Source organism: Aeromonas sp. A35_P, assembly GCF_002259925.1.
GTDB lineage: Bacteria > Pseudomonadota > Gammaproteobacteria > Enterobacterales > Aeromonadaceae > Aeromonas > Aeromonas dhakensis.
Map to the genome: position 1 here is coordinate 1 of NZ_NEVB01000210.1, position 26,027 is coordinate 26,027.

Annotated in this window: 18 protein-coding genes; 3 read left to right on the top strand and 15 right to left on the bottom strand. The window is 59.1% G+C overall.

The window, feature by feature from the left end:
- Window positions 1-220: 220 nt before the first annotated feature.
- The 3 genes from CAK78_RS15655 (at window position 221) to fabA (ending at window position 4,327) form a co-directional block, all read left to right on the top strand.
- Entirely contained in the window at window positions 221-1,498 is a 1,278-nt protein-coding gene (locus tag CAK78_RS15655) for a tyrosine-type recombinase/integrase (RefSeq protein WP_042051820.1), read from the top strand.
- A 210-nt stretch (window positions 1,499-1,708) separates the two neighbouring features.
- Window positions 1,709-3,688, top strand: coding sequence for a Lon protease family protein (locus tag CAK78_RS15660; RefSeq protein WP_094697880.1), 1,980 nt, complete (start codon window positions 1,709-1,711; stop codon window positions 3,686-3,688).
- 78 nt (window positions 3,689-3,766) lie between these two features.
- The gene (fabA, locus tag CAK78_RS15665; RefSeq protein WP_005300828.1) at window positions 3,767-4,327 is read left to right on the top strand and encodes a 3-hydroxyacyl-[acyl-carrier-protein] dehydratase FabA; all 561 of its coding nucleotides are present in this window, start codon (window positions 3,767-3,769) and stop codon (window positions 4,325-4,327) included.
- 88 nt (window positions 4,328-4,415) lie between these two features.
- Here fabA and rmf read toward each other — a convergent pair whose 3' ends face one another.
- The 15 genes from rmf to CAK78_RS15740 all read right to left on the bottom strand — a co-directional run bounded on the left by rmf (window position 4,416) and on the right by CAK78_RS15740 (window position 25,891).
- On the bottom strand, window positions 4,416-4,595 hold the full coding sequence (rmf, locus tag CAK78_RS15670) for a ribosome modulation factor (RefSeq protein ID WP_005315693.1): 180 nt from the start codon (window positions 4,593-4,595) through the stop codon (window positions 4,416-4,418).
- Between the two features lie 160 nt (window positions 4,596-4,755).
- A complete protein-coding gene (locus tag CAK78_RS15675; RefSeq protein WP_094697881.1) occupies window positions 4,756-6,393 on the bottom strand; it encodes a DUF3466 family protein in 1,638 nt (545 codons plus the stop codon).
- Between the two features lie 8 nt (window positions 6,394-6,401).
- Window positions 6,402-8,324, bottom strand: a complete 1,923-nt coding sequence (gene uup / locus CAK78_RS15680; protein ID WP_094697882.1) for an ATP-binding cassette ATPase Uup — start codon at window positions 8,322-8,324, stop codon at window positions 6,402-6,404.
- A gap of 73 nt (window positions 8,325-8,397) precedes the next feature.
- Window positions 8,398-8,628: a glutaredoxin family protein gene (locus CAK78_RS15685; RefSeq protein ID WP_094697883.1), complete on the bottom strand. Its 231-nt coding sequence runs from the start codon at window positions 8,626-8,628 to the stop codon at window positions 8,398-8,400.
- A complete protein-coding gene (rlmKL, locus tag CAK78_RS15690; RefSeq protein WP_176452819.1) occupies window positions 8,628-10,796 on the bottom strand; it encodes a bifunctional 23S rRNA (guanine(2069)-N(7))-methyltransferase RlmK/23S rRNA (guanine(2445)-N(2))-methyltransferase RlmL in 2,169 nt (722 codons plus the stop codon). Before rlmKL ends, CAK78_RS15685 begins: the two co-directional genes overlap by 1 nt.
- 681 nt (window positions 10,797-11,477) lie before the next feature.
- Window positions 11,478-11,981 (bottom strand): hypothetical protein, encoded by a 504-nt coding sequence (locus CAK78_RS15695; protein WP_094697884.1) that lies wholly within the window; start codon window positions 11,979-11,981, stop codon window positions 11,478-11,480.
- 268 nt (window positions 11,982-12,249) lie between these two features.
- On the bottom strand, window positions 12,250-12,786 hold the full coding sequence (locus CAK78_RS15700) for a cell division protein ZapC (RefSeq protein ID WP_094697885.1): 537 nt from the start codon (window positions 12,784-12,786) through the stop codon (window positions 12,250-12,252).
- 87 nt (window positions 12,787-12,873) lie between these two features.
- Complete coding sequence (gene pyrD, locus CAK78_RS15705) at window positions 12,874-13,884, bottom strand: quinone-dependent dihydroorotate dehydrogenase (protein ID WP_024941803.1); 1,011 nt, start codon at window positions 13,882-13,884, stop codon at window positions 12,874-12,876.
- 47 nt (window positions 13,885-13,931) lie between these two features.
- The gene (locus CAK78_RS15710; RefSeq protein ID WP_094697886.1) at window positions 13,932-18,773 is read right to left on the bottom strand and encodes an NAD-glutamate dehydrogenase; all 4,842 of its coding nucleotides are present in this window, start codon (window positions 18,771-18,773) and stop codon (window positions 13,932-13,934) included.
- Between the two features lie 277 nt (window positions 18,774-19,050).
- Window positions 19,051-19,272: a DUF2835 domain-containing protein gene (locus CAK78_RS15715; protein ID WP_094697887.1), complete on the bottom strand. Its 222-nt coding sequence runs from the start codon at window positions 19,270-19,272 to the stop codon at window positions 19,051-19,053.
- A gap of 70 nt (window positions 19,273-19,342) precedes the next feature.
- Window positions 19,343-21,946: an aminopeptidase N gene (pepN, locus tag CAK78_RS15720; protein WP_094697888.1), complete on the bottom strand. Its 2,604-nt coding sequence runs from the start codon at window positions 21,944-21,946 to the stop codon at window positions 19,343-19,345.
- 154 nt (window positions 21,947-22,100) lie between these two features.
- On the bottom strand, window positions 22,101-24,116 hold the full coding sequence (prc, locus tag CAK78_RS15725) for a carboxy terminal-processing peptidase (protein ID WP_094697889.1): 2,016 nt from the start codon (window positions 24,114-24,116) through the stop codon (window positions 22,101-22,103).
- A gap of 8 nt (window positions 24,117-24,124) precedes the next feature.
- Window positions 24,125-24,763 carry an RNA chaperone ProQ gene (gene proQ / locus CAK78_RS15730; protein WP_005300795.1) on the bottom strand — a complete coding sequence of 213 codons (639 nt, stop codon included), beginning with the start codon at window positions 24,761-24,763 and terminating at the stop codon, window positions 24,125-24,127.
- Window positions 24,764-24,864: 101 nt separating this feature from the next.
- Window positions 24,865-25,323, bottom strand: a complete 459-nt coding sequence (locus CAK78_RS15735; RefSeq protein ID WP_094697890.1) for a GAF domain-containing protein — start codon at window positions 25,321-25,323, stop codon at window positions 24,865-24,867.
- Window positions 25,324-25,432: 109 nt separating this feature from the next.
- Window positions 25,433-25,891, bottom strand: a complete 459-nt coding sequence (locus CAK78_RS15740) for a hypothetical protein (RefSeq protein WP_094697891.1) — start codon at window positions 25,889-25,891, stop codon at window positions 25,433-25,435.
- Window positions 25,892-26,027 lie beyond the last annotated feature (136 nt).

Here is a 26,027-nt window from a genome sequence, read left to right on the forward strand (position 1 = left end):
AATAAAGAATTAACAGTCAATTTTCAGGCTATTTATCCCGAGAATTTTTTGACAAGAGTGCATATTCATTGAATGGGATAAGAATGTGTTCGCAGTGATTCTACGTGTCTACTGCATCCATGTTTCCTGACGATGTTCCCACCACCGATGATGCCGATAACCCCATTTATCGGCATTACCTTTGAGCAGGCCGCAAGCCAGAACCATTTCAAGCAAGACCATGACCACAACCATACTTCCACCCGCCATGCCGCTGTTCGATGGCTTGGCATACCTGGAGGCGGGCAACCCCCAGGTCAATCAGTACCTGGCCAACCTCAGCCTCACCGACGTACCCGATGCCGGGATCGTCTACGAACTCGCCGTCGACTGGCTGCTGGAGCAGCGCAACAACGAGAACAACTACAAGACCTATCGCAGCGAACTGACCACGTTCTTGCACTGGTGCTTCAGCGAGATGCGCATCAGCCCGAAGGATCTGACCCGGCGCATCATGATGCGCTACCTAGACTACTGTCAGTCACCGCCAGCGGCCCTGATTGCCTATCGCAATGTGGCGCAGTTCGTGCTCGACAAGGAGTGGGGAGAGCGCCTGCCCAATCCCCAGTGGCGACCCTTCCTTGGCAAACGGGAGCTGGGCCGTGAACTGCCGTACCGCCTCAGTGAGCAAGCCATGAAGACCAAGCTCGCCATTCTGTCGGCCTTTTTCCAGTTTTTGATCCAAGAAGAGTACATGGACCGCAACCCGGCACTTCTGCTGCAACGGGTAAAGCGAACCGTCCAGCAGGAGCCGGATGATCAGGGTCAGGCCTTCAGCGAGCTGCAGTGGTCCTATGTAATGCAGGCGGCCGATCGGCTGGCCACCGAATCACCGGAGCAGCACGAGCGCAGCCGCTTTCTGATAAGCCTGATGTATGCCTGCTACTTGCGCATCTCCGAGGTAGCGGCAAGACCGGGTTTTACCCCCGTCATGGGCCAGTTTCGCCGCGACGGGAAAACCGGCGTCTGGGGCTACTACATTCCCCGCAGCAAGGGCGGCAAGCGCCGCACAGTGGCGGTTTCCCATGCCTTGCTGGAGGCCCTCAAACGCTACCGGACGTTTCTCGGTCTCTCGCCACTGCCGGTGCCCGATGAACAGACGCCACTGTTTGTGCGCCACAAGGCCGCAGCCCACGGCCGTGAACAAGGTGAGCTCAATGCCAACCTCGGCATCCGTCAGCTGCGCGAGCTGGTGATGGCCGTCATTCAGGCGGCCGCCACGCTGGCGGAACAGGATGGCTTTGCCCAGGATGGCGCCGAGATGCGCAACCTGACACCACATTCCATTCGTCATACTGGCATCACTCACGACATCAACCTCAACGGCCGGCCCTTGTCCCATGTGCAAGCCGATGCCGGGCACGACAGCATCGATACCACTTCCAAATACCTGCACACCGGCAACAGCGAACGTCACGAGAGTGCCAATCACAAACCACTGGATCGGTTACACGATTGAGTTCAACAGTGAGAGATAACAGAAATGGGAAGATACGTTCATGGCAAACCAACCTGGTGTTGTAGAACCAATCCTAGAGACTAAAACGCTCCACACCCGCAACCGCGCATAATGTATATTATGTTAAATGTGATATCTTGTTTCCTGTCACCACTTATTGAACTGTGTATAATGGCAACAATTGATCCTATCTCCGACCGGATGTCTTAAGTGGCTGAATTAACATCAGAACAATTAAAACCTGCTTTTGCGATTGAACAGTTTCCTGCCCTCAGCGAGCTCGAACCCATTCCGTTTGCCGCCCTGCAACCCAGGGCCATCTCCGGCATCAAGCGTCTCGCCAGTTTTGATGGCGACTGCCCGGTCATGCTGCTCAACGGTTTCCCCGGGGTCGACTATGAAGATGTCTGCCAGACGCTGATTGCCGCCTCCAACGGCAAGGATGGCGACCTGTTCGATCTCTGCTACACCGAAAACCTGAACAATCCGTTCAAACCCATCTGGCTGCGCCTGCAACCCGGTACCGGCATCGAGTTTTGTGAAATGGTCGGTGAACTGCTCAAGTTGATGAGCCACCATCTGGATGCCGAGCGTCTGGTCACCCGCATCATGCGCAAGCAGAACAACGATCCCAAGATCGATGATTTCCTCTCAGATCTGGCTGCCCATGTGGCACAGGGGCTCGAATTTCAGCACCCGGTCCTCATCAACCTGCTGATCCACCATGAGGAACAGGAAGCCCCCGTGGTGTATGGCCGCGATCTCAACTGGGACACCCTGTTCGGCTCCATCAACTACCAGACCGAGCAAGGCTCAGTCTATGCCAACCAGCACCTGCTGGAACCTGGCCTGCTGCGTCAGGCCAATGGTGGCTACCTGATCCTGCAGCTGGATGAGCTGCTGGATCAGCCCCATCTCTGGTTCAAGCTCAAGAACGCGATGCAAAAAGGCGAGCTGGACTGGAACGCCTATCAGGAAGGCAAGACCCTCACCCCCTTCTTTACCCCGGAAGCCACCCCCATCAAGCTCAAGCTGATCCTGGTCGGTGACCGGCTTGATGTGGCCGAATTCCAGATGCTGGACAGAGATATGTCGGAGCGCATTTTCCTGCGTGCAGACCTGGTCTCCGAGGTGAACATCGAAGAGAAGTTGCCTGACTATCTGCAATATCTGGCCTGGCTGCGCGAGCGCTGGAACCTGCTGGACTTCACGCCGACCGCCCTCGCCGCCCTCTGCCGCCATGCCAGCCGGCTCTGTGATCATCAGGAGTGGCTCTCCCTCTCCGAGGTGCAGCTCTCAGCCATCATGCGCATGGCCGACAGCTTGGCACGTGAGCTGGAAGCGGACGTCGTCACCGACGAGCACATCCGCGGGGCTCTGGAAGAGCAGGATTACCGGCTCAATTATCTGGTCGAGCAGTCTGACCAGGGGGTCATCGACGGCCAGATCCTGCTGCAGACCGATGGTGAGGAAGTGGGCCAGATCAACGGTCTCTCCGTCATTCAGGTCTCAGGGCATCCCTACGATTTCGGCGAGCCGGTGCGCCTCACCGCCACCGTCCATCTGGGTGACGGTGACGTGGCGGACATCGAGCGCAAGGCGGAGCTGGCGGGACATATCCACGCCAAGGCGATGATGATCATCCACGGTTATCTCTCCAACAAATTTGGGGCCGAGAATCCCTCCCCGCTCTCGGCCAACCTGGTGTTCGAACAGTCCTACCATGAGATCGATGGTGACAGCGCGTCTCTGACCGGTCTGTGTGCCCTGCTCTCTGCCCTCGCCCGCCAGCCTATCTACCAGCACTTTGCGGTCACCGGTGCGGTCGACCAGTTCGGCAACGTGCAGGCCGTCGGCGGCGTCAACGAGAAGATCGAGGGCTTCTTCCGGGTGTGCAAGATCCACGGACTCACCGGCAAACAGGGGATCCTGCTGCCCGGCACCAACGCCCAGCAGCTCAACCTCTCCGATGAGGTGATCGCGGCAGTGGAAGCAGGCCAGTTCCATATCCACCCGGTGGACCATGTGGAAGAGGCCATCGAGCTGCTGACGGGCTGCGTGGCGGGCGAACCGGACATGCCGGATACCCTGTTCGGCCGCATCCAGCAGCGCCTGGATGAGCTCAACGGCACCGAGGCCGTCAAGGGGGGTGTGCTGCGCCGCCTGTTTGGCCGGCTGCTCGGGGCATAAACGAAGTGATCGGAGTTGTTTAGCGAACATCTGTACGCTAAATTGGCCCGGCTTTGACCCATTTTAAGGATAACCAGCGTGACCGTAGACAATTCCACCATTGATGCCCGCCTTTCCCTGTGTGAACAAGGCAAAGACTCGTTTACCCGTGAAGAGCTGCTCGCCTGCAGCCGTGGCGAGCTGTTTGGTGAGGGCAACAGCCAGCTGCCCGCCCCCAACATGTTGATGATGGATCGCATCGTCAAGATCAATGACCATGGTGGTGAGCACGGCAAAGGCGAGATCCTGGCAGAACTCGACATCACGCCGGACCTTTGGTTCTTCGATTGTCACTTCCCGGGTGACCCCGTTATGCCCGGCTGTCTCGGTCTGGATGCCATGTGGCAGCTGGTTGGTTTCTTCCTCGGCTGGAAAGGCGGCCCCGGCAAAGGCCGTGCGCTGGGGGTTGGCGAGGTGAAATTCACCGGTCAAATCCTGCCGACCGCCAAGAAAGTGACCTACAAGATCACATTCAAGCGCGTCATCAATCGCAAGTTGGTGATGGGGATTGCCGATGGCGTGGTGGAAGTGGATGGCCGCCCCATCTACAGCGCCACCGACCTGAAAGTGGGCCTGTTCAAGGATACCACCGCATTCTGATGAGCTGACTGACCACCCGGTCAGACCGCACAACGTAAAGGGGCCGCCATGGCCCCTTTCCTTTTTGCAATGTGTGATGAAGTACCGACTACTTCATGAAGAGGCCTGAGCCCCGCCCTTCCATGGCATCACGCCAACCACCAAGCCAGTGCCCACGTGCATCCAGGCATTGATACGGACACGCTTCTTTCTGTTTGCCGACCACGCCAGCCTGATAACCACGAGCACGAGCTCTTTCCAGACGGTCCCGTTTTTGTCTCTTCATCATCTACGACCCTCTTCCGTGGAACAAAAAAAGCGACCAATTTTTCATCGGTCGCTTTCATCTTTACCCCAGGGGGTTGGCAGGGTCAAACAAAAAATTTCATGCTATCCGGCCATTGTGACACAAGACACTGAACCGCATTAATTTTTGGTGACACAACTTTTTAGCGCTGAAAACGGCGCAGCCAAGCAAATGGCAGAGCCAGCAGAGTCAACCAGAACAGGCTGCCACCACCGCTGCCGCCATCCTGACCGGTCTGGTTGTTGACCGGTGCGTTGGCGACCACATAACCGGCCGGATCGTTGTTCTTGTAGTCGGTCACGACTGGCGCCAGCTTGACGCTGACCACGGTAGCATTGGTGCGGTTGTTCAGATCGCTCTCGCTGTTGTAGCGATAGGCGGTCGCGGCCACAGTCCCATTCTCGCTGATGCCACTGGCATAGGCGATATGGTAGTAGTAACCGTTCTGGGCGCACTGCTTGGCGCCCGCATCATCCAAACCGCAAATTAGATCGTTCAGGTACCAGTTGTTGCCGGTCGCCGCGTTGAGCAGGAAGCCTTCCTGCATGCGGTTGGTGCCGTTGACCACGGGCTGGGTCTGATGGCGGGAATCACGCCAGCCAACCACCATGTTGTGGTTGTTGATGGCGGCCGCTTCCGAACCGGAGCCGGAGAGCGGCTTGTCCTGCAGGGAGACCACGGCGTTGGTGGTCGGCGTGTTCAGGTTGAACACGAACATCTCGACCGGGCGGTTCTGGCCCTTGTTGATGCGATAGAGCTGGTTACCGACCACATAACCGTTGTCGTTGACCCCCACGGCCCAGCTGTGTTGCAGCTTGGCGTCATCCTTGCCGGGCTCGCCTTCGGCCAGCGGGATGATCTGGGTGGTGCCTACCTTGCTGCCGTCCAGATCCAGTGTCCAGTAGGCGGCCAGGTTGCGACCATCCAGGTAGTTGGTGCCGATCTCACCGGTGGAGGAGTACCCTACCCCGTACAGCGTGCCGTTGAATTTGCCCACGCCGAGCGCGGAAGCGGTCTGCACCACTTCGTTGCGGCCCCGGGCATACTCGTTGGCCTGCAGCAGCTTGTTGAAGGTACCGGTACTGTTGACCAGCCAGAAGCTAGCCTGGGTGTTGAGGCCCGGGCAGTAGCGGTAGTCACCGTACTGGCCGTCGTTGCCGGCAAAGCACCAGTTGTAGGTTTCGGAGTTGACGGCGATGTTCTTGCCGGTAGCGGCGGTACCAGTCACCAGATACTGGCCGTTGTCCAGCTTCTTGATGCTGGTCGGCACGCTCAGGCTGTGAGTGCCGGCGCCATCCTTCAGCTCGACGGGGTTGCCCTCTTCGACCACGGCAAAGGCGGTACGCACCTTGCCATTCATCTTGTAGCCCGCCCGGGTGCTGGGTACATCACCCAGCGCGGTCACCAGGCCGTCGGTCTCGCCCAGCTGTACGTAGCCTACGTTGTTGCGCTGATCGACACCGTCGAGGAAATCACGACGCCACTGGTAGGCGAAGTTGCTGTTGTCGTTCCAGAAGGAGTTGCAGACCGAGTTGGAGAGCATGCAGCCCTGCTCGAAGCGGAAGCGATCAACCAGAAAGTCGGCGAAGCGCACGGTCGAGAAGTGTTCGGCCATGTTGTTCTTGGTGTTGATCCCGATGAGCCCGGTGCCGTCGCCGCTGATCCCGCTGGCGTAACCATTGTCGGATTTGTCGACAATGGTGAAAAAGGGACTCTGTGCCGCCTGGGCGTTCAGGCTGGCGCTGACCAGAATGGCCAGCATGGATAATTGCTTTTTCATCTACTTCCTTAGTCCTGATGTTTCAACGCTTCCAACTCCTCCCAGCGGGAGAAGGCTTGTTCCAATGCCGCCTCTGCGGCATTCAGGGCATCCAGTTTGGTCTGGGTTTGCTCCGCAGGCAGGGAGAAGAAACCGGGGTGGTTGATCTCCGTCTGCAGGGCATCCAGCTCCGCCTCCAGCTGTTCCAGCCGGGCTGGCAAATTATCCAGCTCCAGCTGCAACTTGTAAGAGAGTTTCTTCGATTTTGCCGCAACCGGCGCCTGCGTCACGACAGGCTCTGGCGCCTTGCTCTGGGGCTGCTTCGCCGCCTGCTGTGCGGCCAGCTGAGACTGCTGCTGGGCACGGGTGGCCATCATGTCGGCATAGCCCCCCACATAATCACTGATCCGCCCATCCCCTTCAAACAACCAGCAACCGGTCACGGTATTGTCGATGAAACGACGATCGTGGCTTACCAGCAGCAGGGTACCGGGATAGTCCGCCAGCAGCTCTTCCAGCAGTTCCAGCGTTTCGACATCCAGGTCGTTGGTTGGTTCATCGAGGATCAGTAAATTACTGGGCTTCAAGAACAATTTGGCCAACAGTAAACGGTTTTTTTCGCCCCCTGACAAGGCTTTCACCGGGGTGCGTGCCCGTTTTGGCTCAAACAGGAAGTCCTGCAGGTAGCCGAGGATGTGGCGGGAGCGGCCGCGCACCATCACCTCCTGCTTGCCCTCGCCCACGTTGTCCACCACCGTCTTCTCGGGGTCGAGCTGTTCGCGGTACTGATCGAAATAGGCCACTTCCAGGTTGGTGCCCTGACGCACCGAGCCGCGGGTTGCCTCGAGCTGGCCGAGCAGCAGCTTGATCAGGGTCGACTTGCCGCAGCCGTTGGGGCCGACCAGCGCAATCTTGTCGCCACGCAGCACCTGCAGATCCAGCCCCTGAAACAGGGTGCGATCGCCAAAGTCGAGACCCAAGCCTTCACTTTCAAATACCAGCTTGCCGGAGCGGCCCGCCTCGTCCAGCTGCAGCTTGGCCTTGCCCTGCAGCTCACGGCGCTGGGTCCGCTCCATGCGCATCGCCTTGAGGGCGCGTACCCGTCCCTCGTTGCGGGTACGGCGGGCCTTGATCCCCTGGCGCACCCACACCTCTTCCTGGGCCAGCTTGCGATCGAACTCGGCATTTTTCAGCTCCTCGACCCGCAGCCACTCCTCCTTGCCCTGCAGGTACTCGTCGTAGTTGCCGGGCCAGGAGGTGATCACGCCGCGGTCCAGATCGATGATCCGGGTCGCCAGCTTGTGGATGAACTCACGGTCGTGGGAGATGAAGACGATGGCGCCGCGAAAATCCTTGAGGAACTCTTCCAGCCAGTTGATGGCATCGATGTCCAGGTGGTTGGTTGGCTCGTCCAGCAACAGCAGATCCGGATCGCAGGCCAGCGCACGGGCCAGTGCTACCTTGCGCAGCCAACCGCCGGAGAGGCTGTCGAGGGTCACGTCGGGATCCAGACCGAGCAGGGTCAGCACCTGGTTGATGCGTGTCTCGAACTGCCAGCCGTTCTGGTAGTCGAGCTGCTCCTGCAGCTGGCTCATCTTGCGAATGTTGGCATCGGAGGCATCGTGTGCCAGTTCCATGGAGACATGGTGATACTGCTTGAGCAGCTCCCCTACCCCGGCCAGCCCTTCGGCGGCGTAGTCAAACACGGTGAGCTCGCTCGAGGCGGGGGGATCCTGCTCGAGGCGGGTCACTTTCAAGTCTTGCTGCAGGACCAGACGGCCGTCATCCAGCGGCAGTTCGCCGGCGATCACCTTCATCAGGGTGGACTTGCCCGCCCCGTTGCGTCCCACCAGACAGAGGCGCTCGCCCCGCTCAATGGTGAGCTCGGCCTGGTCGAGCAGCGGAAAATCACTGAACGACAGGGAAGCGCCGTGCAATGTCAAAAGAGCCATTCTTGTTCCTTCTTGCTAATGAAAAAACGGGCGGCAGACTGAGTCTCCCCCCGTTTCATCGTCAAATCGCCCACTACTCCCGGGCGGCGAGCCACGCTTGCAGCTCCGCCTGGGTAAAGGGCCAACCCAGTTCACGCCCGGCCTCGTCGCGTACGACCGGAATGCGCACCCGGTAGGCCTCGAGCCAGTCGGCGTCATCCAGAATGTCGCAGCGGCGAGTCCTGCCGGCAAGGCCGGCCTGTTCCACCAGCGCCCAGGCCTGTTCGCACAGATGGCAACCGTCGGTGTGAAACAGGGTCAGCATCAGCCTTGGGCCTCTGCATGGGTGATGATCCAGCAGTTGTGGATATGCTGGTTGCGCTCGAAATCCTTCGGCCGGGTCTTGCCGGTGATGTTCTGGGCCTTGAGCCCAATGGCCTCGAGACCGGCCAGATCCATCTTGAAGTGGCGCTTGTTGTTGGAGAAGACCAGGGTGCCACCCGCGGCCAGCAGCCGCTTGAGGTGCTGCATCAGCAACAGGTGATCGCGCTGCACGTCGAAGCTCTCATCCATCCGCTTGGAGTTGGAGAAGGTGGGCGGATCGATGAAGATGAGGTCGTACTGCTCGTCCGCCTCGGAGAGCCACTTCAGGCAGTCCGCCTGCACGAACTTGTGCTCGCGGCCCACCAGCGAGTTGAGGCGCATGTTGTCCTGCGCCCAGTTCAGGTAGGTGCGCGACATGTCCACCGTGGTGGTTTCACTGGCACCGCCCAGACCCGCGTGCACGGTGGCACTGCCGGTGTAGGCAAACAGGTTCAGGAAGCGCTTGCCACGGGCCATCTCGCCCAGCATGCGGCGGGTCTGACGGTGGTCGAGGAACAGGCCGGTGTCCAGATAGTCGTAGAGGTTGACCCACAGACGGGCGCCGTACTCCTGCACCTCCATCCGGTGCTGCTCTTCGGAGAGCTTCTGATACTGCTGTTTGCCTTCCTGACGCTCGCGCACCTTCAGGATCACCTTCTCGCCGTCCATGCCGGTCACCTTGATGGCGGCCTGCACCATGTCGAGCAGGCGCTGACGGGTCTTCTGAGCGGGGATATCCTTGGGCGCCGCGTACTCCTGCACCACCAGATAATCCTGATAGCGGTCAATGGCGGCGTTGTACTCCGGCAGATCGGCGTCGTAGAGGCGGTAGCAGTCGAGATTCTCTTTCTTCGCCCACTTCTCGAGGGCCTTCAGGTTCTTGCGCAGGCGGTTGGCAAAGTCCTGCGCCACCTCTTTTTGCGAGGCTACGGAGTCCAGCGCGATCTGGTAGTTGCGCAGCTGACACTCGAGCGCCCCGTTGAACAGGCGATATTGCTTGTCGGCGCGCAGGCGCAGACAGCTAAGCAGTTCGGGGGAGGCAGAAAGGATCGAGACTTTCCAGCCCTGGAAGCTGCGACGCAGGGCATCGCCAAGGGCCTGGTGCACTTCCAGCAGCGCCGGGAACTCACCGAGACGCTCGCCATAGGGCGGGTTGGAAATGAGCATGCCGACCTGACGAGTCTCCCCTTCCGCCGCCATGGGCAGCGGGTTTTCCAGGGCGGTCGCATCGGCCTGCTTGAAGGTGATGAGATGGGCCACGCCGGCGGCTTTGGCGTTGTCACGGGCTTTGAGCAGCACACGGGAGTCGGCATCACAACCGAACAGCCTCACCTCACAGCGCTGCATGCCGCGTTTGGCGCGCACTTGCGCCTCCATCATCAGGCTCTGCCACAGTTCGCTGTCATGTTGCATCCAGCGATCGAAACCGAAGCGCTCGCGGCGCAGGGCCGGCGCCATGTCGGCGGCGATAAAGGCCGCTTCAATCAGCAGGGTGCCGGAACCGCACATGGGGTCCATCATGGGCTCGCCGGCCCAGCCGCTACGGGCAATCATGGCCGCGGCCAGGTTCTCTTTGAGGGGCGCCTCGCCGGTGCCCTGACGATAGAAGCGCTGGTGCAGCGCGGGGCCTGACAAGTCCAGCGTGATATTGGCCTTGCCCTTGCCCAGATGAGCCATGATGCGAATGTCCGGGGATTTCTTGTCCACGTCCGGGCGCACATGACCACGCTTGGTGAAGCGATCGACGATGGCGTCCTTGATCTTGAGCGCACCGTACTGGGTATTGCGAATGGAGGCATTGGTACCGGTGAAATCCACCGCTATGGTGGCGGTGCCGGAGAAGTGCTCTTCCCAGGGAATGGTATGGGCGCCCAGATAGAGGTCCAGATCGTCGTTCATCTGGAACTCGGAGAGCACCAGCACGATGCGGGAGGCGAAACGGCTCCACAGACAGGCCTTGTAACCGATGGCCAGCTCGCCGCAGAAATGGACGCCGGCCACGGTCTCGCGGACCTGCTCTGCACCCAGATTGGTCAGCTCGACGGCCAACAGGTTTTCCAGCCCCTTGGGGCAGGTTGCAAAAAATTCTTTCATCACGCTCACGGGGAAGCCATAAAAATAGTGCCGCATTATACCTTAAGCGGCGATCCGGAGCAGCAAAAGCTTGGGCATGTCGGCATAAAGAGCGCGCAGTCGACCCAGAGGCAGTGGTTACGCAGGTGCGAGATGAAGGCCGGTAATCGCAGCCTTGATGGCAAGCGAGTGGTCACGTAACGACAGCACACGCAACGTCAATGCGAGTGATGGCACAAAAAGCAACCTCGGCTATTTTACGAGCAAGTCTTGATCCGTTATCCGGATATATATTCCCCCTCTCCCTCTTTTGAATTGCCATATCTGACAGGAGTCAAACAAGACTCAAGTAGTTATTATTCTTCACGACAGAGCAAGTCCTTTCTGTAAACCCCGTGCTTTGCCCTCCCGTTATCGTCCGTAAACGGGAGGGCTATTTTTTTACATCCCCTCCCCGCTTATGCCGGCATCGTCCCGCCTGTCATATCTATCAGGTTTCAAGAGAAACTACAGGTTTTAGAATAGTTCCGTGTTGTTGATACAACAGCTTATTCCTCCTGTAGTGTGTGTTTGTCGCCCTCGCCTCAAATTGACGTGAGGGCATTTTTATTGGTCTTTATTCATTGGCGCCAGAGTGAAGGAGCAATTCCCTGTATTTGACGCAATTGACCGCGACAAGCGGAGCCGTGTGAAATGAAAAGACCCGCTTGATGCGGGTCTGTCATCGGTCTGGCTATCCTAAATTGCCCAGCGCAAACCAAATGAAGTCACTGCGGCATGTTTTCTGCCGGGGACGTGGTCCATCTTGGGAGCGTACCCTATTTCCAATGCCAGATTCTTGTAACCAAGGCTGACTACTGGAAGTACGGCGAAACCATTCATGCCAGAGCCATCAAGATAGCCGGCCTGCAGCCCAAGACCAGCAAAGAAGCTCTCGGTCAAATACCACTCCTTGCGGTACATAAAGCCGGCAAAAGCTGCCAGTTTTTCATAAGAGTCTTCATAAGCCCCACCACGCAGTGAAAGCTTGCCGGTGTCCTGATCCCCCAAGAATACCCAGTCAACGCCCAGACCAGGGTTGATATTGTTGAAGTCACAGGTCTTCCCGTGCGGCCCTTTGGCCTTCTCACACCCGCTGTGTATTGATGCTCCATAGATGAGCACTGACAAATCTTCTGCCGCCGAGGTAGTCAGGGGAAGAAGGAATAGACTGCTGGTCAATAGATACTTGTTTATTTTCATGAGTCATTTCCTTGATCATGCTACTTACACGTATCAACCAGATACACGCACACAATTACGCTCGCATATTGAGATTACGTAGTTTGAGGGAAAGCCTCAAGTGGCACGGTTCACATTTCCACTGGCCACAGCAGTCACAATGAAATTAAATACCGATCAGCGCCATGAGCATTCAGATCAGGTTCAGAATAGGTAAAAATTGGTGGCGACAAGCGGTATCGTGTCAGTTGTCATCTTCAGATAACAGAAGGAGTAATAGGGAAATATATCAACCAACTTGGCGATATTGCGCCTGCGTCGCGGGTCTTGGACTCATGCGATTGTTCATCACCTTGATGACACCAAACTTGGGCAGCGTCTTGCTGGTGGTCAATATCAGGTCATCGGTCAGATTCAAACATACGCTGGCCTGATCGCCGGCTTCAATCACCAGAAACTCCCCCCTGCCATGAGGCGTGCCCATGCATACCAGTGCACCGGTTTCAGGAGTGATAACCGGATGGGTTTCGCCAAAGAACCAGCTCTGTGGCATCAAGGGCTTGTAAAAGCGGCTGACGGCGATGGCATTGAGGACCAGCTGCACCTGATGGGGCACGCTCCACTCCAGTTCTGCCACCCTGTCCATCAGCTGATAATAGAGCGCGGCATCATCCACACAAAACGGCTGGGTGGTGAAGGAGCTAGGCACCAATTGCCGCCCTTTATATTCGGTGGCAAATATCATGCGATCGGATAAATCCAGCATCAGACGATCGTCATGAGCATCATAATGCCACTGCCAATTGTCATTGGGTTGGATACACATGGAGGTGCCCTTACTGGAAGTCGTTACTCGACTTTATTCCATGTCGAGAATTTCAGCAACTTTAAATAAAGGGCACCGATTTATTTCTTATATATGGGTCACAATCTCTTTGACCAGATCCGGGCCTTTATAAATAAAACCGCTATAAATCTGGACCAGACTGGCACCCGCCGCCAGCTTCTCGCGGGCCGCCATGGCACTGTCGATGCCGCCGACCCCGATAATGGGCAGCGCACCATCCAGCGCCTTGGCCAGCTGGCGGATCACCTCGGTGCTCTTGTGCTGCAGAGGGCGACCGCTGAGCCCCCCCGCTTCACCGGCATGAGGCATGTCATAAATCATGTCGCGCTCGAGGGTGGTATTGGTGGCAATCACGCCATCGATACCATTTTTTATCAAGGATGCAGCGACTTGATTAATTTCATCCGGAGTCAAGTCCGGGGCTATTTTCACGGCCAGCGGTACGTATTTCTTATATTGTGCGGCCAGCTCCTGCTGACGAACCTTGAGGGCGGCCAACAGTTCATCCAGTGCCTCGCCATATTGCAGCGAACGCAGCCCAGGGGTATTGGGGGAAGAGATATTGACGGCAATATAACCGGCGTGGTCATACACCTTGTCCATGCAGATCAGATAATCATCCTTACCCTGCTCGATGGGGGTGTCCTTGTTCTTGCCGATATTGATGCCGATCACCCCCTGATATTTGGCCTGCTTGACCTGAGCGACCAGGTGGTCGACCCCTTTGTTGTTGAAACCCATCCGGTTGATGATCCCCTCGGCCGGAATGACCCGGAACAGGCGCGGTTTGTCATTGCCGCTCTGGGGTCTGGGGGTGACAGTACCGACCTCGATAAAACCGAATCCCATGGCCCCGAAGGCATCGATGCACTCACCGTCCTTGTCGAGCCCGGCCGCCAGACCCACCGGATTGGCAAAAGAAAGCCCCATGACGGTGACGGGGCGTTTGGGCAGGGAGTGGCGGAAGAAACAATCAAGCGGAGTACCGAGAAGGCGGGGCAAATATTTGATGGAGAGATCGTGCGCCTGTTCCGGATTGAGCTTGAACAGGAAATGCCTGGCGAGAGGGTACAGCATGTTTGCTCCTTAAAAAAAGCCCCGGCAACTGGCCGGGGCTTTTGGGGTTATGCCGAGGTTCGGCAATTCAACTGGAGCAGGTTCAACTCTCGCAAGGCCACCGAGAACTTGGCGAACTCGTGAGTGCTGGTGGTCTTGAAGTCGGCCAACATATGGGTCCAACGGGACAAGAGTTGCTCATGCTCCGAAATCCAGTCGGCCAGTATGGTAGCGCATTCTCCCTGATCTTTGCACCCTTCCAGTACCACGGAAGTGAGACTGCGTTGCTGCCAGTCCAGATCTTCGCGGAAGGAGGCCCGCGCCATCGCCTGCCAGTGGTTGCCCACCGGCTGATGGTTGATCTGGTCGAGGAACCAGTGCAGATCCAGCTTGGCGCCGAGGCGATAGTAGACGTTGGCGGCACGCAGGATGTCGGTTTTGTGCTCCGCGGCAATCTGCGCCAGGTCCAGACTGGAGAAGAGGCTGCTCATGTGGGCCACCTGACAGGCGATGGCTTCCGGCACCTGCTTGGCCATCAGGGCGGCGACCGCCTGCTGATGCTCGGCCACTTCGCTCTCGTCCATCACCTCGTAGAGGTGCTGACCCAGCGTCTCGAAGGCCGGACGGAAGAAGGCGATGTTTTCGCTGATGCTCCAGCTGCGGTTGCGGGCGCGCAGGAACCAGCGGGTGGCACGGCGCACGATGCGGCGGCTGTAGAACATCAGTTCGAGCTGGGTCTGGGCATCCACCAGGTTGTCACACCCTTCGATGTCGCGCCACAGCTGGTTGAGGCCAAACACCTCGCGCGCCATGGCGAAGCAGCAGGCCACTTCCGCCACCGAGGCACCGGTCTCGTCCTTCATCCGGCTGGCGAAGTTGAGTCCCATGTCGTTGACCAGCATGTTGGCCACCCGGGTCGCGATGATCTCGCCGCGCAGCGGATGCTGGGCCAATGCCGCCCCGAACTGCTGCTGCAACTTGGCCGGGAAGCTGGTCACCAGCATGTTGGCGAGGAAGGGCTCGTCGGTCACTTCCGGGCAGTTGAGCTGCTCTTTGAGCACCATCTTGCCGTAGGCCACCAGCACCGCCAGCTCGGGTCGGGTCAGCCCCTGCCCTGCCGCCATCCGCTCGGAGAGCTCTTCGTCGGAGGGCAGGAACTCGAGGCCGCGGTCCAGCTTGCCTTCCCGCTCCAGCCCCTGGATGAAGCGCTGCTGCTCCTTGAGCTGCTCGGCGCCGCGGAAACTGGTCACCGAGATGGACTGGGACTGGCGATAGGCGTTGGTGATGACAATCTGCGCCACATCGTCGGTCATCTCGTAGAGCATCTGGTTGCGCTGCTTGAGAGTCAGGTCCCCTGCTGCCACCAGCTGGTTCAGCAGGATCTTGATGTTTACCTCGTTGTCGGAGCAATCCACCCCGCCCACGTTGTCGGTGAAGTCGGTATTGATGCGACCGCCCTGGCTGGCGTACTCCACCCGGCCGAGCTGGGTGAAGCCGAGGTTACCGCCCTCACCCACGATACGGGCCCGCAGATCGCGGCCGTTGACCCGCAGCACGTCGTTGCTGCGATCGCCCACTTCGGCATCGCTCTCACGGGCACTCTTCACATAGGTACCGATGCCGCCGTTCCACAGCAGATCGACGTTCAGGCAGAGCAGTGCCTTGATCAGCTCGTTCGGCGCCATGCTGGCCTTGTCGGTACCGAGCAGGGTCTGGATCTCGGGGCTCAGCTTGATGGACTTGGCCGAGCGCAGGAAGATACCGCCCCCTGCCGAGATGAGTTCCCGGTTGTAGTCATCCCAGCTGGAGCCTGGCAGCTCGAACAGGCGCTTGCGCTCGACGAAGCTCTTGGCCGCATTGGGGGTCGGGTCGACGAAGATGTGCATGTGGTTGAAGGCGCCCACCAGCTGGGTGTGTTCGGAGAGCAGCATGCCGTTGCCAAACACGTCGCCGGCCATGTCGCCGATGCCGACACAGGTGAAGTCGGTGGTCTGGCAGTTGACGCCGATCTCACGGAAGTGGCGCTTGACCGACTCCCAGGCGCCACGGGCGGTGATGCCCATCTTCTTGTGGTCATAGCCGACCGAGCCGCCGGAGGCGAACGCGTCGCCCAGCCAGTGGCCGTATTCGAGGCTTATCTCGTTGGCGATGTCGGAGAAGGTCGCGGTGCCCTTGTCGGCCGCCACTACCAGGTAGTAGTCGTCCTCGTCGTGACGCACCACGGATTTGGGCGGGATCACCTCGCCACCGATGATGTTGTCGGTCACGTCCAGCAGGCCGCGGATAAACAGGCGATAGCAGGCCTTGCCCTCTTCCTGGATCACGGCACGGGGGGCCCCCGCCGGCATCTGTTTGCAGTAGAAGCCGCCCTTGGCACCGACCGGCACGATGACGGTGTTCTTCACCTGCTGGGCCTTGACCAGACCCAGCACTTCGGTACGGAAGTCCTCTTTGCGATCGGACCAGCGCAGACCGCCACGAGCTACCTTGCCCCAGCGCAGATGCACCCCTTCCACCCGCGGCGAGTAGACGAAGATCTCGAACTTCGGCAGCGGCAGCGGCATGTCGGTGATGCTGGAGGGAGCCAGCTTGAAGGAGACGTAGGGCTTGATGTTGCCCGCCTTGTCCAGCTGGTAGTAGTTGGTACGCAGGGTGGCGTCGATCATCTCCACATAGCGGCGAATGATGCGATCGTCGTCCAAGTTGGCGACCTGATCGAGCTTGGCGGCGAGCTGCTCGTGCAGCTTGGCCTGTACCTTGGCGTCCTGCTTGCCGGCCGGATCCAGACGTTGTTCGAACAGGGTGAACAGCAGCTGGGCGATATCCGGGTAGCGGGTCAGGGTCTCTTCGATATAGGACTGGCTGAAGGAGACGCCGGTCTGACGCATGTATTTGGCATAGGCGCGCAGCACGGAGACCTGGCGCCCGGTGAGGCCGGCCCCCAGCACCAGCCGGTTGAACCCGTCATCTTCCAGCTGTTTGTTCCAGATGGCCGCGAAGGCCTGCTGGAAGCGCTGCTGGTTTTGCTCCAGATCGAACGGCTGCTCCCCATGCAGCAGCATGGAGAAGTCGAGGATCCAGAAGATGTCGCCCGCCGGGGTGCGCACCTGATACGGGGTTTCGCCGATGACCCGAAGCCCCATGTTTTCCAGCATGGGCAAGACGTCGGAGAGGTGGATGGGTTCGGTGCGGTGGAACAGTTTGAGGCGGACCCGGCGATCGTTCTCCTCCTCCTGGGCCCGGTAGAACAGCATGCCGAGCGGATTGGCCTCGCTCAGGTTGTCCAGCTCCATGATGTCGGCCACGGCGGAACCCGGCAGCACGTCTTCCTTGTAGGCGCGGGGGAAGGCAGTGCTGAAACGGCGGCGCAGTTCGTTGCCGCGGGCTTCACCGTAGTGAGAGAGCAGCACGGAGTCGAGGCGATCATCCCAGCTGCGGGCCGCTTCAATCAGGTTGTTCTGTACTTCGTTCACATCCACATCCACGTTGTTGTTGTTGACCCGCACTATGTAGTGGGTCCGTGCCAGCACGCCCTCGGTGAAGTAGACGTTGAACTCCACCTCTTCGTTGCTGCCGAAATACTTCTGCAGGATCTGCTGGGTCTTGACCCGCAGCGCCGTGTTGTAGCGCTCCTTGGTGACATAGACCATGCAGGAGAAGAAGCGGCCATAGACGTCACGGCGCACGAACAGGCGCAGCATGTCGCGCTCCTGCATCTCCAGCACCCCGAGACCGGTGGCCAGCAACTCCTCTTCGCGAGCCTGGATCAGCTCGTCGCGCGGGTAGGTTTCCAGCACGTTGAGCAGCGCCTTGTAGGCATGGGAACCCTTCTCGTGACCGGAGGCGGCCATGATGCGCTCGAGGCGGTGGCTGATGAGCGGGATCTGGGTCGCACTGGTGTTGTAGATGGAGGAGGCATACAGACCGATGAAGCGATCTTCCCCTACCACCTTGCCATGTTCGTCGAAGCGCTTGATGCCGATGTAGTCCACATAGGCCGGGCGATGCACCCGTGATTTGCTGTTGGACTTGGTGAGGATCAGCAGGGAAGAGCTCAGGGCGGCATGACGGGCACTGGCCGGCATGGTGCCCAGGCGCTGCCCCTCATCCTTGATGGAGTTCTTCATCAGCCCCAGGCTCGAATCCGGCTGCGGCAGGATCTCGTGATCCCCCTCCACCGCCTTGACGTCGTAGCGACGATAGCCCATCAGTGTGAAATTGTGCGCGGCCACCCATTTGAGGAAGGCGACGCAGGAGTCCACCTCGGCCTTGCTGACCGGGTGTTTGCGTTTGGGCAGCTCGTCGATGATCTCGTTCAGGCGTGCCAGCATGGGCTGCCAGTCACCGACGGCCAGGGCCACTTCACCGGCCACCGAGTTGAGCTCGGCAGTCAGCCCTTCCATCTGCTCCTCGCTGGTAAGGTGATCGATTTCGATGAGAAAGGCGGTCTCGACGGAGGTCTGTTCGGCCGTGTTGTCCAGATCCAGAATGGCGCTGATCTTGCCTTCACTGCCGCGAATGAGGTGCAGCGGCTGGTGCAGCATCATGTGCGCCGTGATGCCCCGGCGCTTGAGCGCCATGCGGATGGAATCCACCAGGAAGGGAGAGTCCTGCAGGATGATTTCGACGATGGTATGGGGAGACTGCCAGCCGTGGCGGGTCAGCTCGGGATTGTAGACCCGGATATAGGGCTCTGTGCTGGTGCGCTGGTTGAGCGCATTCCACAGGCTGAGCGCGGCGCCATAGAGATCGCTGTCATTGCGATCGTGCAGATCGGTGCTCGCCATGTTGCCGTAGAACTTGGCGACGAAGCACTCGACCAGGGAGGCACTCTTCTTGGGCAACTTCTGATGGATCAGGCTGAGAACGTTTTCGAGCAGAACTGAGGTAGGGGCGTCTTTCAATGCCATTTCTATATTCCTTATCGGACGACATTAACCACCGACACAGAGACATCCACCCTGGATGCCACCGGTACAGAGTTGCTGCGAAGTGTAATGTCTTGGATCAAGGAAGGCGAGCAAAGGTGATAATGAGTTGTTAAAAACAAGGGGCAGATCACGCCTTAAGCTGTGAAAAATTTTGCCGTTATGGCAAAAAACAGAAAATCCCACTGGATGGTTACGGATTTACCGGATAGATAGTGACTGAAAGCAGTGAATTACGCGGAAATATGTTCAAGTTTTGTTAATTTATGCGTTCGAGACTGATAAAGCGATAATCGTCCTGGGTTTTCAGGCGAAAGTAGCCATGTACCCCGCTGATGGCGACGAAAGGCCGGATTTTCTCAATGCCCAGTTCCAGGGTCAGCCCCTGCTCGCAGCGCACTACCAGCCGTTTGGCATGGCCCTGGTACATCAGCATGACCTCGTCATGGCTCAATGAGAGGCGAAAGGTAAACTGCTTCACTATGACTCCTCTGGTCGTGGTTGAAGATTCACGGTAAAGGGCGGGAGATGACTCCCCCGCCCGCTCGGACTTACTGCTGCAGCGCCTTGCTCACCTTCTCGAACAGATCCCGCGCCAGCCCCTCGAGGTTGGCCAGACGGGTCAGCTCGGTGCGGATCAGCGCCTTGCGCCCCTCATCGAGCCGCTTGAACTGGATGAGCGGAGTGATGAGGCGGGAGGCCACCTGCGGATTGACCTCGTTGAGCTCGATCAGCAGATCGGTCAGGAAGCGATAGCCGCGACCATCGCGCGCATGGAACTGCACCTGGTTGTTCATGGCAAAGCTGCCCACCAGCGCCCGCAGCCGGTTCGGGTTGCGAATGCTGAAGGTGGGGTGCGCCATCGCCTGCTTCACCTCTTCCAGCACGTCTTCCGCCGGTTTGGCACCCACCAGCCGCAGCCAGTTGTCCAGCACCAGTCCGTCCTTGGCCCACTTGCCCTCGAAGTCGGCCAAGAGCTCGGCGCGGCACGGCAACAGGTGGCTGTTGGCCACCTGCAGCGCCGCCAGGGTGTCGGTCATGTTGTCGGCGGTGGCATATTGCTGGCGCACCAGCAGATCGGCACTGCCGGCGTCGAGGGCCGCCAGATAGCCCAGCACGACCCCCTTGAGCGCCCGCTTGGCCATGTCGGCGTGCACCACCTGATAAACCGGCAAGCGCAAACTCTCGTAGCAGGTCACCAGACGTGCTCCGAAGGCCTGGGCCAGAGAAGTCTGGATCTCGTTGCGCACCTGATGGATGGCATCGATGTCGGCCACCTCGAACAGCTCGGCCAGGGTCGCCTCGCCCGGCAGCGCCAGGATCTCCGCCTTGAGGGCCGGATCCAGCTCGCCGTCATCCAGAATGGCGACAAAGGCCGCCAGCAGGGTCTGGGAGAGCTCAACCCCCTGCCCGTGCTGCACCCGGGCCACGCCGTCGATGACCGCCTTGTTGATCAGCATCTGCGCCGCATCCCAACGGGCAAACTCGTTGCGGGCATGGCGCATCAGGAAGGCCAATGCCTCGTCGCTGTAGTCAAAATGCAGTTTGACCGGCGCCGAGAAGTCCCGCAGCAGGGAGGGAACCGGCTTGACCGATACCTTGTCGAACACGAAGGTCTGCTCCGCTTCCAACACGTCGAGCACGTTGCCGATGGCCTTGCCCTGGTACTGCAGCGGGATGATGGCCCCCTGCTCATCATAGAGTTCGATGTCGAGGGGGATATGCAGCGGCAGTTTCTGCGGCTGATCCTGGGTCGGCGGGGTGTGCTGGCTCACATGCAGGCGATAGACGCCGCTGTCGGCATCGTACTCGTCGGACACGGTGAGTTCGGGGGTACCGGACTGGCTGTACCAGCGACGGAAGCGACCGAGATCCACCCCGGAGGCATCCTCCATCGCCTGCACGAAGTCATCGCAGGTGACCGCCTGACCGTCAAAGCGCTCGAAATAGAGGCGCATGCCCGCCTGGAAGGCCTCCTCGCCCAGCAAGGTGTGCAGCATGCGGATCACTTCCGAACCCTTCTCGTAAACGGTCAGGGTGTAGAAGTTGTTCATCTCGATCACCACATCCGGGCGGATCGGGTGGGCCATGGGACCGGCATCCTCGGCAAACTGCGGGCCACGCACGGTGCGCACGTTGTTGCTGCGATTGACCCCGCGCGAGCCCAGATCGGAGGAGAACTCCTGATCCCTGAACACCGTCAGCCCCTCTTTCAGGCTGAGCTGGAACCAGTCGCGGCAGGTGACGCGGTTGCCGGTCCAGTTGTGGAAGTATTCGTGGCCGATCACCCGCTCGATGCCGTGATAGTCGCTGTCGGTGGCGGTGGCCGGATTGGCCAGCACGAACTTGGAGTTGAAGATGTTGAGCCCCTTGTTCTCCATGGCGCCCATGTTGAAGAAGTCCACCGCCACGATCATGTAGATGTCGAGGTCGTACTCGAGGCCGAAGCGCTGCTCATCCCAACGCATGGAGTTGATGAGGCTCTCCATGGCGAAACCGGCGCGGTCCAGGTTGCCCTTGTCGACGAAGATCTCGAGAGCTACCTTGCGGCCGCTCTTGGTGACGTAATGGCTGCGCTCCACGTCGAAGTCCCCGGCCACCAGGGCAAACAGGTAGCTCGGTTTGGGGAAGGGATCCTGCCACTGCACGAAGTGGCGGCCGTCACCCAGATCACCGCTGTCGACCTTGTTGCCGTTGGAGAGCAGGAAAGGAAACTTTGCCTTGTCAGCGGTGATACGGGTGCTGTAGCGGGCCAGAATGTCGGGCCTGTCCATGTAATAGGTGATGCGTCGGAACCCTTCCGCCTCGCACTGGGTGCAGTAGGCATCGCCGGACTTGTAGAGCCCTTCCAGCGCGGTGTTGGCGGCCGGGTTGATGTCGGTGACTATGGTCAGCACGCACTCGGCGGGCAGGTTGAACAGGGTCAGGCTGCTCTCGCCCTGCTCGTACTGGGTAAAGGCAACCCCGTCCACGCTGATGGCGTGCAGGACCAGCCCTTCGCCATCCAGCACCAGCGGCTCCTTGTGGTCGCCGTTACGACGCAGGCGGGAGATGGCGGTGACCCGGGTCTGCGGCTCCTGCAGCTGGAAATCGAGGTCGATGCTGTCGCACCAGTAGAGCGGAGCCTGGTAATCCTGGCGATATTTGGCCGTCATGGCCTAGGAGTGATCGGTCATTATTGTTTGCTTCCACGCTTGTTATTGACGTGTCAGAGGCTGTCATAACCGGTTGGCAGGGTCAAATAGTTTGCATTCAGGCAAAGGAAAGGGCGACCTCAGTCGCCCTTGTTGATTAATTGGCTGTCCCTGTTCAGCCGCGTTTGCTGAGCTTGGCCAGATCCGCCGTGATGTTGGCAGCCTCGACCAGATACTCGTCGGGTGCCTCAAAATCGGCAGGCAGATCGTCCAGGCTCTTCACCGTCGGCTTGCCCAGGCGAGTCAGGCGTTCGTTGGCGCGCTTGAGCGCCTTCTCGTCCTGCTTGGCCTGATCAGCCAGACGCTCCGCCTCGTTCAAGGAGACCGACTTCTTGTCTTTCTCCTCCTTGTACTCGGCGATATCCTGCATCACGTAGGCAAACTCAGGATCCTTGTTGATCCGCGCCTCGTGGGCCGCCTGCAGCTTGGGCAGCAAGCTAGCAAAGTTACCGAGCTTGTCGTACTTGGCCGACGCTATCTTGTCCCACGGCAGGGCGTTGAACTCGCGGCTCTCGCCTGTCTCTTCCGGTGCCACCGCGGTGGGGAAGCTGATGTCCGGGGCGACGCCCTTGTTCTGGGTGCTGCCACCGTTGATCCGGTAGAACTTGGCGATGGTGTACTGGACGTGACCCAGCGGCTGCTCGTAGAAGTCGTAGACCTTGGCCAGGCTGCGATGCTGCTGCACCGTGCCCTTGCCGAACGAGTTCTCGCCGAGGATCAGGGCGCGACCGTAATCCTGCATGGCGGCAGCGAAGATCTCGGAGGCCGAGGCGCTGTAGCGGTCGATCATCACCGACATGGGGCCACCGTAGTAGACGTTGCCGTCGTCATCACCGTTGACGGTGATGCGGCCCATGTGATCCCGGATCTGCACCACCGGACCGCTCGCGAAGAACAGGCCGCTCAGGGCAGAGGCCTCGGTCAGCGCACCGCCACCGTTGCCGCGCAGATCGACGATCAGACCCTCGATCTTCTGCTTGTTGAGGCTGGAGAGCTCCTTGATCACGTCGTCGTGCAGGTTGACGTAGAAGCTCGGGATCTCGAGCACGCCGATCTTCTTGCCCTCGACGGTGATCACCTTGGACTTGGCGGCCCTGTCTTCCAGACGCACCTTGTCACGCACCAGCTCGATCTGCTCGGTCTTGGCGCTGGCGCCCTTGCCGCGCTGGATCTCCAGCTTCACCTTGCTGCCCTTGGGCCCCTTGATGAGCTCGACCACGTCATCGAGACGCCAGCCTATCACGTCGACAATCTTGCCGTCGTCCTGCCCTACCCCGACGATCTTGTCGTCCGGTTTCAGGTGGTTGGACTTGGCGGCCGGGCCGCCGGGCACCAGAGAGCGAATGACGGTGAAGTCATCTTCGGCCTGCAGCACGGCCCCAATCCCCTCCAGCGAGAGGTTCATCTCGGTGTTGAAACGATCGGCGCTGCGCGGAGACAGATAGCTGGTGTGCGGCTCGATGGCGCGAGCGAAGGAGTTCATGAAGAGCTGGAATACATCCTCGCTCTCGGTCTGGGACATCCGCTTGATGGCGTTGTTGTAACGCTTGCCGAGCAGCTCCTTGATCTCGGGCCACTCCTTGCCGCTGAGCTTGAGGCTCAGGGCATCGAACTTGACCCGCTGGCGCCACAACTCGTTGAGTTCTGCCTCGTCTTTCGGCCAGGCCGCCCCTTCCCGATCAAACACATAGTTGTCGGGCTGGGTAAAATCGAAAGGAGTATCGAGCAGTTTCAGGGCGTATTCGAACCGCTCATAACGCCGCTGCTGACTCAGGTTGAACATCTCGTAGGCCGGTGCCAGCCGCCCTCTTTCGAGGTCGGTGTCAAAGCCGGTACGGTACTTTTCAAAACGGCTGATGTCAGAGGCCAGAAACAGGTTGCGGCTGTAATCCAGATTCTCCAGATATTTGTCAAAGATCACGGAGGAAAAGGCATCGTCCAGCTTGAACTGCTTGTAATGCGAGCGGGTAAACAGATTGGTAATTCGCTTGCTAGCCGTGGCATGTTGGCTCTCCTGAGCCAACACAGGCAAATCACTTTCCTTGAGCACCGGCTCGATGGCCTGTGCAAGCCCGGCAAGCGCCAGGCTACAGGCAACGAGGGAAAAACGAATTACGCCATGCTTCAACATTTGTCTCCTTAGAGAACCAGGTGCTCGAATTTGACCCGCAGCATCATGCCGGTCTGCAATTGAACCTGAACGTCATCCTTGGTCACTTCCTTGATGGTGGCCGGTACCGGCGACTTGCCCAGCACCACGCGCACGCCCTGCTCTACTTTCAGGGTAGCGGCATCCACCTTGACCAGCGGGGCCTCGTCAGCAACCGGAGCAGCCTTGGGAGCGGCTTTCGGCTTGCTGGACTTGGCGGCGGCATCGGCCTTGCGCGGGGCAGGACGACGAGGCTGCTTGGCCTTCTCTTCTTTATTGTTGGTACGACGGCTGGCAAAGACGCGCTCTTTGCTCTCCTTCAGGGCTTGCTTGGCGTGCTCGATGTGCTCCTCGGTGAGCAGCTCGCCCGGGTTGCCGTCCAGATCGACACGGGCCTGGCCGGCCTTGAGGCCATGCAGGTAACGCCAGCTGGAGGTGTATTGACGCAGAGCGGAGCGCAGCATGGTCTTGGAGACTCTGGCGTCGTCAGCAAGACGCTCGGCCAAATCCTGGAAGATGCCAATCTTGAGCGGCTTGGCCTCTCCTTCAGCAATGAAGCAGGCCGGGAATTTCTCGACCAGGTAGGCAACGATCTCTTTACTGTTCTTCAGCTTCTCAGTGTTTTCCATGTATAACCTTGGCTTTCATATAAACGCGCGGGCACGCCCGAGCACAACAAAGGCCCCATTATAGAGAGCTTGGGGCCTTTTGCGAACCATCAAGCAATGACTTAGAGCATGCTTTCCAAAATTTGCACCGTTTCTTCGAGGCCAATCTGGTCCTGCTCGTCAAAGCGGTTAAAGATTGGACTATCGATATCCAGTACGCCAATGATCTCGCCACGCCGACGCAACGGGATCACGATTTCGGCATTGCTGGCACCGTCGCAGGCGATATGCCCCTCAAACTGGTGCACGTCGTCGATGAGCTGGGTCTTGCCCTCGGCCACCGCCGTGCCACAGACACCACGCCCGACCGGAATGCGTACGCAGGCCGGCTTGCCCTGGAACGGGCCGAGCACCAGGGTCTCCCCCTGCAACAGGTAAAAGCCGACCCAGTTGATGTCGGCCAGCTCCTGATTGAGCAGGGCGGACAGGTTGGCCAGGTTGGCGATGAGATCCGGCTCTCCCTCCAGCAATGCCTGGGCCTGCTGGTTGAGCGTGCGATAAAATGCTTGTTTTTCAATCATGATTAAATGAACTTCACTCCCTGACAATCAGTGCAAGGTAACGCCCTGCCTGAAAAATTCAAATCAATTTTCACCTTGCCCCCTCCTTTTACCCCTCAGGAAGAGGCCCTCAGCGGGCAACGGAGAGCGCCAGTTGCTGGCGCTCTCCGTTGCTCCACTCGATATTGAGCAACCAGACCATCATCGGCGAGGTGCAGGATCCCACCAGGGTCGTCCCTTGCCAGCCCTGGGCTGTGGCCTCAAAAGTGACCGGGATGGTCCCCATGAACATGTCCCGCCCCTCCAGCCACGCCTTCACCGGCGTGACGGCCGGATTGCCGCCCTGAAGCTGTATCACGAAGTCACGTTCGGCCTGGACCGGCAGCGAGGCGATGCGGGCGCTCAGCGGCGTCTCCCCCGTCTGCAGGGGGCAGGCGCTGTGGGAGAGATCACAAATTTGATCTTTTCCCGATCCCGCGACCGCCGTCTGCACCCCATCGAACCAGGTTCGATAAGCAACCAAACCGAGCAAAATAGTCAACACGATCGCCAAATGAATAATTTTGCGTGAAGTGAGTCTCTCTTTCATGAAAAAACAGCCTTGTAAGATGTCTGAAAAATGACATTTTCGTGATCTCGCGCAAGGTAAATAATTGAACAGGCGAGACCCAACGGAGCCAAATATATCACTGTTTATACTGTTATTTTACCTGTCAGTTCAGTAT